This window comes from Streptomyces sp. NBC_01571 (assembly GCF_026339875.1).
Taxonomy (GTDB): Bacteria; Actinomycetota; Actinomycetes; order Streptomycetales; family Streptomycetaceae; genus Streptomyces.
The window spans coordinates 540091-555219 of sequence record NZ_JAPEPZ010000002.1; the positions used below are offsets into that span (position 1 = coordinate 540091).

Consider the following 15129-nt stretch of genomic DNA (forward strand, 5'->3'; position numbering starts at 1 on the left):
TCCCGTCATGTCCGCTCCCAGCAGGGACTGTTCAGGGTCTGTCGCCGTGGCGCATACTCTCCCCGCTGCGGCAAGCGGAAGAAAGTCGGTCGCCGGTGCTGGACGTTCTGGGCCTCGAACCCGATGACGAGTGCGTCTACCGGGTGCTGCTCGGAAGGCCGAACTCCACCGCGACGCTGCTGTCGGATCTGCTCGTCGTAGCGCAGGCCGACGTCGACAAGGCCTTGTCCCGCCTGGTCGGGTGGGGACTGGTGATCAGGTCGGTGGACGAGCGGTTCAGCGCCGCCCCGCCGGCCATGGCCCTCGGCGCTCTCATCAGCCAGCGCCGGGACGGTCTGCGCGTCGCTGAGCAGGCGCTGGTGACCTTCGCCGAGGAACACCGGGCGGCGATGACCGGGAACAGCATCAACGATCTGATCGAGGTCGTCACGGGCGTCGACGCCATCCGTCATCGCTTTCTGCAGGTGCAGCAGGCGGCCCGCACGGAGGTCCGCAGCTTCATCACCGCACCGTTCCTCGCCGTGCCGCCCGACGAGAACACGGCCGAACCCATGGCCATCGGCCGCGGCGTGCACTTCCGGGCGGTACTGGACCGGGCCGTGCTGGCAGAGCCGGGCATGGTCACCGACGCGATCGATTCACTGCGCAACGGAGTGCAACTGCGTGTCGCCGACCAGTTGCCGATGAAACTCGTGCTGGCCGACGCCGACCTCGGACTTGTCCCGCTCGCGGTCACACCGGCCGGAGAGCCCGGCGCCGTGCTGCTGCACCGCAGCGGCCTGTTGGACGCGCTGGACGCGCTGTTCGAGACGGTATGGCGCACCGCCCACCCGCTCCACTTGTCGGGCACCGGCGGAGAGGCCGAAACCACCGTCGAGCTCGGTGTGGAGGGCCCGACCGACCTCGACCGAAGGATCCTCGCGCTGCTACTGGCCGGACTGACCGACCCGACGGCGGCGGCACAGCTCGGTCTGTCACCGCGCACGCTGCACCGACGCCTGCGCCACCTCATGGACATAGCCGGAGTTCGGACCCGGATGCAGCTGGGCGGTTACGCCGTCCGACACGGCTGGGTGGAGTCGCGGTGAAGGTCCGAGCCGTTCAGAAGTGCGACTGTGCGCCGCACTCCATCACGCCCTCGGTGAGTTGGGGTTCGGCTCGCGCATGACGTGCCGGCGCCCTTGCGGGACCGGAACGAGGCCGGCTCCGGCAGCGGCCGCACGAGGTCCCGCCGGCCGAGTCGAACGCGGTCTCGCCGCTGGGCCTGGTCCCGTTGTGTGTTCGGCTCCTCCCACGACGGGGCGTCGAAAGGGGGCAGTACACGGAGCGGTCGCAGGCCGACCGGGCCCGGGCCGGCTCGCGACAGCACGTGGTGCGGCCGATGAGCTTTCCCGGGCCCCGGTCGGGCGGGCGGATCAGCGCAATCCGGCGAAGAGATCGTTCTCGGGGACGGCCGAGCCGGTGGCGTCCTTGACCCGTACGAAAGTCTCCATACCCATCAACTCGCCGAACCTCTCCTTGCCCATCTTGAGGAAGAAGATGTTCTCGCCCTGACTGGCGTGCGCGGCCAGCGCATCGAACTTCTGACCACTGAACGCAGTGGTGTCCACCCACGTGGTGATCTCGTCGTCGGGGAGGCCGATCTCGGCCATCGCGGCGGCCTCGGCGGGATCCGGCTCCGGCATGTCCTCCTGAAACTCGCGCATGACCTCCCCGAACCGCTGCATCATCGAGCGGGGCGCCGTCGTCCAGTACACCTTCGGTGTCAGCGCCGTCATCTCCAGCGCGGCCATCGTGATGCGGTGCGCCTGGATGTGGTCGGGGTGGCCGTAGAAGCCGTTCTCGTCGTAGGTGACGACCACATCGGGCCGGTAGTGCCGCATGAGTTCCGCGAGTCGGGCGGCGCCTTCCTCCACGGGGGTCTGCCAGAAGGATCCGGGGGCGTCGTTGCTCGGCCACCCCGTCATCCCGGAGTCGGCGTAGTCCAGCATCTCCAGATCGCTGATCTTCAGGACGTCACAGCTCGCCTCGAGTTCCTGACGGCGCATCAAAGCGACGGCTGCCGGATCGTGCCCGGGTTCGCCCGGCTTGACACCCCCCGTTCCGTCACCGCAACCGCCGTCGGTACACGTCACGAGAACCGTGCGGATGCCTTCCGCCGCGTACCGCGCGAGGACCCCTCCGGTTCCGGTGGCCTCGTCGTCGGGGTGTGCGTGTACTGCCATGAGCGTCAAGCGCCGGTCAGTCATGAAGAACAGTCCTCCTGCAGATATACGTATTGGTCCGAGGGCGCCGCGGGTGTACAGCGGCCCCGGGATCCGGATCCTGGTGGGACGGACGACCTTGTGGTCTCCGTGTTCCCCGCCCGTGCGGCGCCGGTCCCCCGGTCGATGCAACCGTGCCGGCCGGACCGGCTGTTCCCGGCATGGCGGTGCGGCATTCCAGTCGTCGACATGTCAACGCGAACGAGGTGCAGGCGCGAGCGCGTCACCTTGAGAGGCGGGCTTCGATGCCGTCGAGCAGGAAGTCGAGGCCGATCCGGAAAGTCCGGTCGGCGTCCAGGTGGGCGGCATCGCGCACCACCGTGGCCAGCGCGGGGAATCGGCCCGTGGCGAAGGTTCGCTCCAGATAGGGCCCGAGTGAGGCCTGCCAACGCCTCTCGTCCGTCCCGGTGGCCCGCTCGGCACGCCGCTCGGCGATCTCCCGACGCACCGCGCCGATGGCGTACGCGTTGACCGCGGCGACCACCGGCATGATGGCGTCCACGTCGACGGCGCCCAGTGCGGCCACCACAGTCTCCCCGGTGGCCAGTGCGTGCGGCCCGAGCTGGGGTCGGCCACCCAGTAGATCGGCGAGCCATTCGTGCTCGTGAGCGGCGTGCCGAGTGGCTTCGGCAAGAGACCGGAGCGCCTCCCGCCAGCCGTCTCCGACCGGCCGGATCTCGGCATGGACGGCGTCGACCATGAGGTCGAGCAACTCCTCCTTGCCGGCGATGTAGCCGTACAACCGCATCGGACGGACGCCCAGCGCGGTGCCGACCTTGCGCAGGGATACCGCGTCCAGGCCGTCGGCGTCGGCCAGTTGGATCGCCGCCCGCACGATCCGCTCCCGGCTCAACGGGGCCGGAACGGGTCGATTCGGTGGCTCCGGCCTCTCCCACACCAACATGCCGCTCACCATACATCGCATCGGTCGATACACTGTATCGACCAGTACGCTGTATCGAAGGGAAACAGCCGTGACCATCACCATCGTCGGAGCCGGCCTCGGCGGCCTGGCTCTCGCCCGTGTGCTGCACGTGAAGGGCATGGATTCCGTCGTGTACGAACGGGAAGCGTCACGCAGCGCGCGCGGCCAGGGCGGCATGCTCGACATCCACTCCGGCCAGCGCGCGCTGCGCGAGGCCGGTCTGATCGACCAGTTCCGGGCGATTGCCCGTGGGGAAGGCCAGGACATGCGTCTTCTCGAGCCGGACGGCACCCTGCTGCTCCAGGAGGACACGCCCGTCGACGCCCCGCTCGAGCGGCCCGAGGTCGACCGCGCCGATCTGCGCGACCTGCTGCTGGATTCCCTCCCCGAGGACGCGGTGCGCTGGGGGCACGCGTTAGAATCCGCCGACAACGGCCGACTGCGCTTCGCCGACGGCAGCAGTGCGACGTACGACCTGCTGGTCGGCGCGGACGGCGCGCAGTCCCGGGTTCGCGCGCTGCTGACCGACGCCTGTCCGACACATATAGGCCAGAATGTCGTCGAGATCGGCATTCCCGACATCGACCGCACGCACCCCGACCTCGCGGTGATGGTCGGGCGCGGCAACTACTGGGTGCTCGGCAACGGACTGTCCCTGGCGGCGCAGCGCAACGGCGACGGCCGCGTTCGCATCGGCCTCAGCTTCTACAACACCGCCGAGGACTGGTTCGCCACCAGCGGGATCCCGTTCGACGACCCTGCCGCCGCCCGGGCGCGGCTGATCGACCTGCTCCCCGGCTGGGACTCACGGTTCACCGCGCTGATCGCGGCCTGCGACGACACGGTCGTGCCGCGGTCGATCAGCACTCTCCCGGTCGGCCTGACCTGGCCGTCGACGCCGGGCGTCACACTGGTCGGCGATGCCGCGCATCTGATGCCGCCGGTGGGAGAGGGCGCCAACATGGCGCTGCTCGACGGCGCCCTGCTCGGTCTCGCGCTGGCCGCGCATCCGGACGACTTTCCCGCTGCCGTCAAAGAATACGAAAGCGAGATGTTCGAACGCACCGGCGCCGCCGCCCGGATGTCCGCGGATCTGCAGGAACTGCTGATGTCGCCGGACGCCGGCCAGAAGATGCTCGCGTTCTTCCGACCTGGCTGAAGGCAACCACGTACAACCAGGTGGCCGGCCTGAACAGTTGGCCGCAGACCGCCGTCGACAAGGGCGAGATCGTCGTCGTCGGTGCGGTGCGGTGCGGTGCGGTCCGGGGCAGGGCAGGCAGGGCAGCAAGCGAGCGCCGCGAGGCGCTCGATGGTCACCCGGCCGGCACCGAGCCGCTCGGCGAACACGCCCTTGGACAACGGTCGTCCCCGCGCTCGGGCCCGGCAGCCTCGCCGGACTCGCCGGGTCGCGTGCGCGGCGGGTACGTGCCGCGGTCAGTCGTTGACGAGGTCGAATTCCTCCCAGGGCCCGATCGCCGTGCGGTTGGCGATCAGCGGATCGGCGCCGGCGTTGTCGGCGGTGACGTAGTCGCCGTTGATCATGGACTTGAGGCTGACACTGCCGTCGCCGTTGTGGATGAGCTGGAACTGCTCCCAGGTGCCGACCGCGTCCACCTTGGCCAGCAGTGGGTCAGCGCCGGCGTTGTCGGCGGTGACGTACTTGTTGTTGGCGTGAGCGCGGAGCGCGACGGAGCCGTTGCCCTGGTCGATCAGGTCGAACTGCTCCCAGGGGCCGATGGCGGTGCGGTTGGCGATCAGCGGGTCGGCGCCGGCATTGTCCGCGGTGACGTAGTCGCCGTTGGCGTGCGCTTTGAAGGAGACCACAGAGCTGTCGCCGGGCTGCCTCCGCTGCCGTCGATGCCGATCTGTACGGTGCCCAGGTGTCTGGCGGTGGTCGCCGGAGACCCGGAGACCTGAGCGTAGGGCAGCGCCGTGGTAGGGGCTGCGACCTGCTCGACCAGGTAGGACTGGCCGGAGACGACCGGCACGTCGAAGGTACCGGTCGTGGTGGAGGAGACCACCACCGGGTTGCTGGACCCGTTGACGACCTGGACCGCCTTGCCGGGCCAGGGGTTACCCGGACCACTGGCTCCCGGGGCGGCGAGACCGGCCGGGGAGCGCAGGGCCGTCAGCCTGTGGTCCGCCGCTCCAGCGTTCTCCTGGCCTCGGCGACCACTGCCGCGTCGGTGACGAAGTGGGTGTCCTGCTCGGGGGACGCGCTGGAGGCGCCGAGGGGGATCCACGCGGCGCCGCGCCGGGGTTCGGCGCGGCGCTTCGCCGAGAGGTGGACCGCGGCCACGCCGGCGGCGGTCAACTCCGGGATGTCGGCGGGGCGTACCCCGCCGCCCGCCATGACCTGCACGCCGGGCGCGACTTCGACCATGGCGGCGAGGCGATCCAGCCCTTGCCCGGCAACCGGGGCGCCGCCGGAGGTGAGCACCCGGGTGAGCCCCAGAGCGGGCAGCAGCGCGGCGGTGGCGACGGGGTCCGTGGACAGATCGATCGCGCGGTGCAGTGTCACCTCGACAGGGCGGCCCACGTCGTGAGCCGCCGCGGCGAGACGGGTGACGGCAGCGGTATCGAGGCTGCCGTCGGCGGCGAGGGCGCCGACCACCACGCCGGAGGCTCCGGAGGCGATCACGGATCGCACTTCGGCGACCATCAGGGCGGTCTCCTCGGCGTCGTAGACGAAGTCGCCCGGGCGGCAGCGGACCAGCACCTGAACCGGCAGGCCCACGGCGGCGACCGTCTCGACCAGGGCGGCCGACGGGGTCAGACCTCCCAGTTCCAGACCGGTGCAGAGTTCGACGCGATCGGCTCCGTGGTCGAGGGCGACACGGGCGCCGGCCGCTGAGGTGACGGCGATCTCCAGTGCGGGCCGCGTTACCGGTCCGGCCGCGCCGGGCTGCCCGCGTCCGGGAACCTCGCCGGCGGGAACCGGTGCGGGGCCCTGGCCCGCACCGCCGGTCCGGGACGGGTCGAGAGACCGGGTGGTGCGCCCGCTCATTCGTCGTTCCCGGTGAGCGGCCGGTCGGAAGCCGGGATGATACGGGCCGTCAGGTCCGGGGCGGCCATGTCGCGGTCGAAGGGGAACATCGGGCGGCGGATGCGACGGTGACCGAGGCGCACCAGGTCCTGGTCGACGCCGCCGGGGGTGAGGGCCATCTTCCAGCCGACCGACATGTCGAACAGTTCGGGCTCCAGGTAGCCGATCTTGACGATCACGATGTCGGCGGAGCGCGGGGCGAGGCCGAGGTCGGTGAAGTCGTGCTCGTGGTGGTACGGCTTGCGCAGCCTGGTGAGGATCGCGTACACGCTGCCGACACGGATGACGACCTCGGTCTCGGCGTCCCGGTCGCCGTGCCGGATCGCGTGGACCACACCGGTGAGGGTGACGGGGCCGGCGTGCCGGTCGTCGACCTCCGCGCCGGCGGTGACGGTGACGGTGGCGCCGATCCCGGCGACGACGGCGGTCTCGATCGCGGCGGGGGCGGGCACCGAGGCGTAGATGACGGTCGGCCCGTCCTCCTTCTGGAACTCGGGACGCTCCAGCAGCCGGGTCAGGCCCCAGGTGACGTCGCCGGCGCCGCCCGCGGTGGGGTTGTCACCGGTGTCGCTGATGAAGTACGGCCGCTGGTCCGAGGCGAGGGCCTCGTCGAGGAGTTCGTCGTAGGTGCCGGTCGGGGCGACGAAGTCGAAGTCGCGGCGGGCGTCCCAGAAGCCCCGGGCGAGGCGTTCGGCCCCGGCCGAGACCGCTGCCGTGTCGTCGCCGGTGACGACCACGACGGCGCGGTTGCGGGGTTCGTCCGCCCAGGCGTAGCCGACCCAGACGGCGGCGTCCGTCACGCCGTCGACGGCCTCGACCTCGTCGACCGCCGCGTACACGCTCCTCGCCGGTTCGATCCGGGTGGAGGTCTGCTCGCCGGCCAGCAGCACCGGGACCGGCACCCACGCCTTGACCGGGCGGGGGCTGCCGGAGACCAGCAGCTCGACCAGGTTGCGCACGGCGCGCTCCTTGGTCTCCATGTGGTCCTCGTGCGGCGCCATCCGGTAGCAGGTGATCAGGTCGCTGCGGTGGGCGAGTTCGCGGGAGACGTTGCCGTGCAGGTCCATCGAGGTGGAGACGATCACGTCCGGGCCGACGGTGGCGCGGATGCGCTGCAGCAGCACGGCCTCGGCATCGTCGACCCCCTCCACGGTCATGGCGCCGTGGATGTCGTACCAGAGACCGTCCAGCCGGGGCAGCGCGGCGAGGCGTTCGATGAGTTCGTCGGCGAGCGCGGTCCAGGCGGCGGCGGTGACGGTGCCCCCGGGCAGCGACTTGCCGACCAGGGCGCCGTGCCATTCGGCGGCTTCGCGCAGTTCCTCGCCCGGGGCGAGGAAGGGGTACCGGTCGAACACCCCGACACCGCGCGAGGGATGGAAGGCGGGCGCCTCGGTGCGGGCGGGAGAGAAGGTCGAGGACTCGATGCCGAGGCCGGCGACGGCGATGACGGGGCGGGCGAGAGCGGTGCGGGTGTGCGTCATGGCTCCTCGTGCGGGGTGGTGCGGAGTGGGCGGTGCGGGGGGCTTTCCGCGGGCTCCGGGCTGCTGCCCGGGATCCGGGCTCCGGCCGCGGGCGGGTCCCGGGCCCCCGACCTTCTTCGTTTCCTTCAGGACTTCGTTTCCGGCAGGAGGCCGGCTGCCGGACGGCTCCGGTGCCGTGGGAGGTGGCCCGGGGCGGGAGTTCACCCGGGGCGGGACGTGGTGAGCGGCGTCAGCCGCTTCTGGGGGGCGTGACGGTGTGGAACCGGTCCGTGCCGGTGCCGGCGACATCGCCCAGAGCGCGGGCCAGGGCGCGCTGCAGGGCGAAGAGTCCGACTCCGACCAGTCCGGCGTCGGCGCCGAGGACGGCCCGCTCGATGGTGAGGTGTTCGGTCACCAGTGGGTGGCAGCTCTCGTAGAGCTGGCTGCGCACCGCGGCGACGAACGGTTCGAGGGTGGAGAGTATGCCGCCGAGGTAGACGGCGTCCGGGTTGAAGAAGTTGACGTTGGCGGCGAGCACCTGGCCGAGGTGGTCGCCGGCCCTGCGGACGGCTCGGGTGGCTTCCGGGTCGGCGTCGGTGGCGAGTTGGACCACGTCCTCGGTGCTGGTGACGTCCAGACCGCGTTCGCGCAGGATGCGGACGAGCGCGGCGCCGGACGCCACGGTCTCCAGGCAGCCGGTGTTGCCGCAGGAGCAGGGGATGTCGGCGCCGCCGTCGATACGGATGTGGGTGATGTCGCCGGCGGCTCCGGTGGCGCCCCGGTAGAGGCTGCCGTCGATGATGACGCCGGCGCCGATCGCCGAGCCGATCTTCACCGTGATCGTCCGTCGGTGCTCGGCGGGCCTGACGCTCTGCTCGCCGACCGCCATGCAGTTGGCGTCGTTGTCGACGACGGCCGGGACCCCGAAGCGTTCCTCCAGCCAGGCGGCGACCGGGAAACGGTTCCAGCCGGGCATCCGGGAGGGCAGGATGACGGCGCCGGCGGCCACGTCCACCGGGCCGGGCAGGGAGAGCCCGACGCCTCGGAGCCGGTCGCGTCCCCGCTGCTCGGCGAGGGACTCCAAGTGCTCGGCGAGCCTCGGCAGGGCGGCCTCGGGGCCGTCGGCGATCTCGAAGGGGACGTTGGCGACGTCGCGGACACCGTTGCCCGGGAGCACCACACCGATCCGGGCATGGCGGCCGCCGACGTCGGCGGCGACGGCGTACTCGTCGGTGCTGCCGGCCCTGAGCACCCTGCGGGGGCGGCCTCCGGTCGAGGACTGGGTGCCTTCCTCGGCGAGGAGCCCGCGCTCGACCAGCTCGGCCACGGTGAGGGAGATGGTGGAGGGGGCCGTGCCGAGGAGTTGCGCGAGTTCGGCGCGGGACGACGCCTGCCCTGACGCGACGAGTTCGAGGACTCGCGTGGCGAGGGTCGCGCTCTTCGGCGCGGTGCCCTTCGGGGACACGCCCTTGGTGCCCTTGCGGTCCCGTGCACTTATTTCAGTCATGTACGAAGTAACTTCCACGGTGTTGGGTGTGCCGGAGACAGTACGCTCGTTGCGGTCGGCAGGGAACGGCTTCGCGAAGAAAGCGGAGAGCACGTGCGCGAAGTCGATTCCACGCAAACCGGCCCATATTCTCCGATTGAGGCGCCCGTGAGGGGCTCGTCGGACTTTCGTCGAGATCGCAGTAACTTATTTGTTACTAATTCTTGTTTGTTTGTTCGGCGGGTCCGTCGTTGACTGTCGCCATACACAGCGCCGATCCCGCGGCGCCGGTTCTGGGTCCTCCCATGACGTTTGCGGGTCCTTTCACCCTGAGGAGAGTCATGTTCCTTGCTCACACGGCCGCCAGCCGCCGCTGGGCGCTCGTCGCGGGTGCTGCCGTCATCACCGGCGCGCTGGTCACCGGCTGTTCCGGCGGCGGTACCTCGATCTCCGGTTCGGCATCGTCGGACACGATCAACTACGCCCTCCCCGCGAACTTCACGCCGAACTGGATCCTCCCGATCGGCACCGCCGCGCACCTGAACACCAACAACTCCTCCATATCCCAGGCCGCCTGGGAGCCATTGATCGCGTACGACGGCTCCACCGGCAAGGTCGGCTGGAACAAGGACAACTCCCTCGCCAAAGAGGCCGAGTTCGCCCCGGACAGCAAGAGCGTGACGATCACCCTCGACCAGCGTCACTGGAGCGACGGCAAGCCGATCACCTCGCGCGACGTGGAGTTCTGGTTCAACCTGGTCAAGGCCGACAAGGCCGACTGGGCCAGCTACAGCCCGGGCAAGGCGCCGGACAACTGGACCTCCTTCAAGACGGTCGACGACACGCACTTCACGATCACCTTCGACAAGGCCTACAACCAGGAGTGGATGCTCGCCAACGAGCTGAGCATGATCCGCCCGATCCCGCAGCACGTCTGGGACAAGACGAGCGACTCGGGCGCCGTCTCCGATCTGGACCGCACCGCCGCCGGCGCCAAGCAGGTCTGGACGTACCTCAACAACGCCGCCAAGAAGATCTCCGGCTACGCGAGCGACCCGCTGTGGAAGACGGTCAGCGGCCCCTACACCATCAAGTCCTTCTCCACCGCGGGCAGGGTCGAGCTGACCGCCAACGCGAAGTACGACGGCGGCGGCAAGGCCAACATCAAGAACGTCAACCTGCTGCCGTTCACCACCACCGACGCCGAGGAGAACGCCCTCCGCGCCGGCACCGTCGACTACGGCTACATCAACGCCACGGACCTGGGCCAGGAATCGGCCTTCAAGGCCAAGGGCTACTCGGTGAAGCCGTGGAGCGGCTGGGCGATCACGTACATGCCGTACAACTTCAACAACCCTGCCATGGGACCGGTGTTCAAGCAGCTGTACGCCCGCCAGGCGATCCAGATGTCGGTGGACCAGACCACCCTCTCCAAGGTGGTCTTCAACGGCAGCGCCGTCTCCACCTACGGCCCGATTCCGCAGGGCCAGGAGTCGTCCTTCGTCTCCTCCGAGCAGAAGAACAACCCCTACCCCTTCGACGCCGTCAAGGCGAAGAAGCTGCTCACCGACCACGGATGGACCGAACAGGGCGGCACCATGGTGTGCAACGACCCCGGCACCGGCGGCAACCAGTGTGGCGCGGGCGTCGACAAGGGCACCAAGTTCGAGATACAGGTGCTGTCGCAGTCCGGCTCGACCGTGACCGACAACATGATGAGCGCGCTGCAGTCGTCGTTCGCGAAGACCGGTATCAAGTTCGGCATCAAGACCGCCCCGGTCAACTCCGTCCTGTCGCAGGCCGGCCAGTGCACCGCCGGCAAGTCGAGCTGCTCGTGGCAGCTGTCCTTCTTCGGCACCGCGGGCAGCTGGTACTTCCCCGCCTACCCGAGCGGTGACTCGCTCTTCGCCACCGGCGGCGGCTCCAACTTCGGCAGCTACTCGAACGCCGAGGTCGACAAGCTGATCACCGAGACCACCACGTCCTCCTCGAACGAGGCGGTGCAGAAGTACAGCGCCGCACTCGCCAAGGACCTCCCCGTGATCTGGCTGCCGGAGCCCGACTACCAGATCTCCGTGGTCAAGAACGGTCTCGGCGGCTTCGCCCAGGACTCGCTCGCCAACTTCCACCCGGCCATGTGGAAGTGGACCAAGTAAGCCCGGTCGGTGCCCGCGCGGGCCGACGGAACCCGGCCGCCCGGCCGGCCGGAGCCCGCGCGCACCCCTCGCGCACCCGCGCCACCCCGACACCCCGTCGCAGTGACGCCCCTGTCCAGGTGACGCCCGCACGCGCCACAGAGACGAAGCGACCGGAAACGACATGAGCACTTCCTCGTACCTGATCAAACGCGTCCTCCAGGCCGTCGTGGTGATCGTCATCGTGACGATCGTCGTCTTCGGCCTGCTGCACGCCCTTCCCGGAGGCCCCGCGCGCGGGATCCTGGGCCCCCAGGCCACCGCACAGCAGATCGCCCGCTTCAACCACGAACAGGGCCTGGACAAGTCACTGCCCGTGCAGTACTTCCACTACCTCGGCCGACTGGTGCACGGAGACCTCGGGACCTCGTACACCCTCAACGAGCCGGTCTCCCAGCTCATCGGCGAACGGCTGCCGAAGACGCTGGTCCTCACCCTGCTGTCGGCTCTCGTGGGTCTCGTTCTCGCGATACCGCTGGGCATGTGGCAGGCCATGCGCCGCAACAAGGCGACGGACTACGTCATCACCACGCTGAGCTTCATCGCCTACTCCACACCCGTGTACTTCCTCGGGCTGATCCTGGTGCTGGTCTTCAGCCAGGAGCTGGCGTGGTTCCCCTCGCAGGCTCCCCAGGGCGCGACGCTGGGCCAGGTGTTCTCCGACCCGCAGGCCCTGGTGCTGCCGGTCGTCGCGGGCGCCGCCTCCATGGTCGCGGTGTTCAGCCGGTACATGCGGGCGGCCACCCTGGAGAACCTCTCCGAGGACTACGTCCGCACGGCCAGGGCCGGCGGCTCCCGTTCCCGCGCCATCCTGGGCCGGCACGTGTTCCGCAACTCGCTGACGCCCGTGGTGGCCATGCTCGGCTACTACATCCCGGTGCTCTTCGGCGGTGCCCTGGTCGTCGAGCAGCTCTTCAACTACCCCGGAATGGGGCTGCTGTTCTGGACGGCGGCGCAGTCCTCCGACTACCCGGTCCTCCTGGGCTGCGTCCTGGTGATCGCCGTCGCCACCGTCACCGGCACCCTGCTCGCCGACATCGTCCAGCGGATCATCGACCCCCGAGTGAAGGCAGGCCGGGCATGAGCGCCGTCATCCAGCCGGACGCGGGCCCGGCGAAGGCCGCCGCTCCGCGTGAGGCCACCAGCACCCGGCTCGCCGTCCGCCGTTTCCTGCGCAACAGGCTGGCCGTCGTCGGACTCGCCGTCGTGGTCCTCTTCTTCCTGTTCTGCTTCGCCGGTCCGCTGGTGTACTCCACCGACCAGACCCACACCCTGCTCCAGCAGGTCAACCTCGCCCCCAGCGGCGCCCACTGGCTCGGCACCGACGCCGTCGGCCACGACGAGCTGGGTCGGCTGATGTACGGCGGCAAGGTGTCGCTGATCGTCGGCCTCGCGGCGGGCGTCCTCGCCACCTGCATCGGCACGCTGTGGGGCGCCGCCGCCGGTTACGCGGGCGGCTGGATCGACGCCGTGATGATGCGGATCGTCGACGCCGGCATCGCGATCCCGGCGCTGTTCATCCTGCTGGTGGTCTCCGCCATCACCACACCGGGCCTCACCGGACTCGTCCTCATCCTGGGCCTGGTGTCCTGGCTGGTGCCGTCCCGGCTGGTCCGCGCCGAGACACTGACCCTGAAGAACAGGGACTACGTCCTGACCCTGCGCGCCATCGGCGGCACGCACGCCCGGGCGATCCTGCGGCACATCCTGCCGAACTCCGTCTCGACCGTCATCGTCGCCGCGACCTTCCAGGTCGCCGACGCCATCCTGCTGGTCGCGTACGTCTCCTACCTGGGCATGGGAGTCCGGCCGCCGCAGACCGACTGGGGCGGCATGCTCTCCGCCGGTCTCACCGCCGCCTACTCCGGCTACTGGTGGCTCATCCTGCCGCCCGGCCTGGCCATCATCCTGGTGGTGTGGGCGTTCAACGCGATCGGGGACGGACTCCGCGACGCATTCGATGTGAGGGGACGCGGATGACCGCCACCACCAAGGGCTCCCCCGCCCGCACCGCAGCACCCGGTCCGATCCTCGAACTCGACGACCTCGGCGTCGTCTTCACCACCGAGACCGGCGAGGTACCCGCGGTCAAGGGCGTGTCCCTCCAGGTCCGCCCGGGCGAGACGCTGGCCCTCGTCGGCGAGTCCGGCTCCGGCAAGTCGACGATCGCGCTCGCGGCGATGGGTCTGCTCACCGGGAACGCCCGTACCACCGGCAGCGCCGTCATCGACGGTACCCAGATCGTCGGCGCCTCGGAGAACGGCCTCGCGGCGCTGCGCGGCAAGACCGCGTCCATGGTGTTCCAGGAGCCGGCCACCGCGCTCGACCCGCTCACCCGCGTCGGCAAGCAGATCGCCGAGGTGATCCGCAACCACCGCGAGGTGACCTCCAGGGACGCTGCCGCCGAGGCCGTCGACCTGCTGCGCCGGGTCGGCATCCCCGAGCCGGAGAAGCGTGCCCGCGCCTACCCGTTCCAGCTCTCCGGCGGACAGCGCCAGCGGGTCGTCATCGCCATGGCCATCGCCAACGAGCCCAGGCTGCTCATCGCGGATGAGCCGACCACCGCCCTCGACGTGACCGTGCAGGCCGAGATCCTCGACCTGCTGCGTCGGCTCGCCGTCGAAACCGGCACCGGCGTGCTGCTCGTCACCCACAACATGGGCGTCGTCGCCGACTTCGCGGACCGGGTCGCCGTCATGTACCACGGGCGGATCGTCGAGACCGGGCCGGTCGAGGACGTTCTGCTGCGCCCCACCCACGACTACACGCGGCGCCTGCTGGCCGCCGTGCCCCGGCTGTCCGTCGCCGAGGCCGCGGGCGGAACCGACGCCTCGACCTCACCGGCCGCTACTCGCCGTCCGGCAGCCGAGCCCTCGGTTCCGCCCACGGGTTCCGACGGCCCCCAGGACCAACCCGTGGTCCAACTACGGGACATCAGCGTGGTGTTCGGCCGCGGCAAGGCCGCCGTGCACGCCCTCGACGGAGTGTCGTTCCGGGTCGGGCCGGCGGAGACCCTGGGCCTGGTCGGGGAGTCGGGTTCCGGCAAGTCGACCGCCGCCCGGGTCGCGCTCGGTCTGATCCCGCCCACGTCCGGCACCGTCTCCCTGTTCGGCGCCGACCTGGGCCGCACCCGCGCCCGGGCCCGCCGCGCGCTGCGGGCCGGCATCGGTGTCGTCCTCCAGGACCCCGTGGCCTCCCTCGACGCCCGGATGACCATCGGCGAGTGCATCGCCGAACCGCTCCGGATACACCGCCGCGACCTGTCCCCCAGGGACCGGCAGGCCAGGATCGCCGCCGTCCTCGACCGGGTCCGGCTGCCACGCGAAGTCGCCCGGCGCACGCCCCGCGAACTCTCCGGGGGACAGCGCCAGCGGGTCAGCCTGGCCCGCGCCCTGGTGCTGGAACCCCGGCTGCTGGTCGCGGACGAACCCACCAGCGCGCTCGACGTGAGCGTGCAGGAAGCGGTCCTGGAGGTGATCACCGAGCTCCAGAGCGAACTGGGCTTCGCCTGTCTGTTCGTCTCTCACGACCTCGCCGTCGTGCAGCACTTCGCCCAGCGCGTCGTCGTGATGCGCGCCGGCCGGATCGAGGAGCAGGGCTCCACCGGGACGACCCTGTTGCATCCGGAGACCGACTACACCCGTCGTCTGCTGGCCGCCGTGCCGGTGCCCGACCCGGTGGTGCAGCGGGGCCGCAGGGCCGAGCGCCTGGCCACCCTCGCGGCCGGCCGTACGGAGGCCCAGGCGTGACCGG

At 70.4% G+C, this 15129-nt stretch carries 12 protein-coding genes; 6 read left to right on the forward strand and 6 right to left on the reverse strand.

The genetic code is table 11. From position 1 onward, the window contains the following. Positions 1-95: 95 nt before the first annotated feature. Complete coding sequence (locus OHB41_RS45650; RefSeq protein ID WP_266707575.1) at positions 96-1088, forward strand: helix-turn-helix transcriptional regulator; 993 nt, start codon at positions 96-98, stop codon at positions 1086-1088. 327 nt (positions 1089-1415) lie between these two features. Here the strand turns inward: OHB41_RS45650 and OHB41_RS45655 are convergent, their stop codons facing one another. Both OHB41_RS45655 and OHB41_RS45660 read right to left on the reverse strand, forming a co-directional pair. Beyond that, positions 1416-2249 carry a PIG-L family deacetylase gene (locus OHB41_RS45655; protein WP_266707577.1) on the reverse strand — a complete coding sequence of 278 codons (834 nt, stop codon included), beginning with the start codon at positions 2247-2249 and terminating at the stop codon, positions 1416-1418. Positions 2250-2487: 238 nt separating this feature from the next. Further along, complete coding sequence (locus OHB41_RS45660; RefSeq protein ID WP_266707579.1) at positions 2488-3168, reverse strand: TetR/AcrR family transcriptional regulator; 681 nt, start codon at positions 3166-3168, stop codon at positions 2488-2490. Positions 3169-3238: 70 nt separating this feature from the next. On the opposite strand from OHB41_RS45660, the gene OHB41_RS45665 reads away from it, so the two are divergent. Then, positions 3239-4348: an FAD-dependent oxidoreductase gene (locus tag OHB41_RS45665; protein ID WP_266707581.1), complete on the forward strand. Its 1110-nt coding sequence runs from the start codon at positions 3239-3241 to the stop codon at positions 4346-4348. A 275-nt stretch (positions 4349-4623) separates the two neighbouring features. Here OHB41_RS45665 and OHB41_RS45670 read toward each other — a convergent pair whose 3' ends face one another. The 4 genes from OHB41_RS45670 to OHB41_RS45685 form a co-directional block, all read right to left on the reverse strand. Beyond that, complete coding sequence (locus OHB41_RS45670; protein ID WP_266707583.1) at positions 4624-5013, reverse strand: fascin domain-containing protein; 390 nt, start codon at positions 5011-5013, stop codon at positions 4624-4626. A gap of 304 nt (positions 5014-5317) precedes the next feature. Continuing rightward, complete coding sequence (locus tag OHB41_RS45675) at positions 5318-6196, reverse strand: copper homeostasis protein CutC (RefSeq protein WP_266707585.1); 879 nt, start codon at positions 6194-6196, stop codon at positions 5318-5320. Beyond that, complete coding sequence (locus tag OHB41_RS45680; protein ID WP_266707587.1) at positions 6193-7716, reverse strand: M81 family metallopeptidase; 1524 nt, start codon at positions 7714-7716, stop codon at positions 6193-6195. The genes OHB41_RS45675 and OHB41_RS45680 overlap by 4 nt, the downstream gene beginning before the upstream one ends. A 229-nt stretch (positions 7717-7945) precedes the next feature. After that, positions 7946-9202: an ROK family transcriptional regulator gene (locus OHB41_RS45685; RefSeq protein ID WP_266707588.1), complete on the reverse strand. Its 1257-nt coding sequence runs from the start codon at positions 9200-9202 to the stop codon at positions 7946-7948. 320 nt (positions 9203-9522) lie between these two features. Here OHB41_RS45685 and OHB41_RS45690 point away from each other — a divergent pair, with 320 nt between their 5' ends. From OHB41_RS45690 to OHB41_RS45705, 4 genes are all read left to right on the forward strand, one after another. After that, positions 9523-11337, forward strand: coding sequence for a peptide ABC transporter substrate-binding protein (locus OHB41_RS45690; protein WP_266707590.1), 1815 nt, complete (start codon positions 9523-9525; stop codon positions 11335-11337). Positions 11338-11500: 163 nt separating this feature from the next. Further along, a complete protein-coding gene (locus OHB41_RS45695) occupies positions 11501-12460 on the forward strand; it encodes an ABC transporter permease (protein WP_266707592.1) in 960 nt (319 codons plus the stop codon). Beyond that, a complete protein-coding gene (locus OHB41_RS45700) occupies positions 12457-13356 on the forward strand; it encodes an ABC transporter permease (protein WP_266707594.1) in 900 nt (299 codons plus the stop codon). The genes OHB41_RS45695 and OHB41_RS45700 overlap by 4 nt, the downstream gene beginning before the upstream one ends. Then, positions 13353-15125, forward strand: a complete 1773-nt coding sequence (locus OHB41_RS45705; protein WP_266707596.1) for a dipeptide ABC transporter ATP-binding protein — start codon at positions 13353-13355, stop codon at positions 15123-15125. Before OHB41_RS45700 ends, OHB41_RS45705 begins: the two co-directional genes overlap by 4 nt. Positions 15126-15129 lie beyond the last annotated feature (4 nt).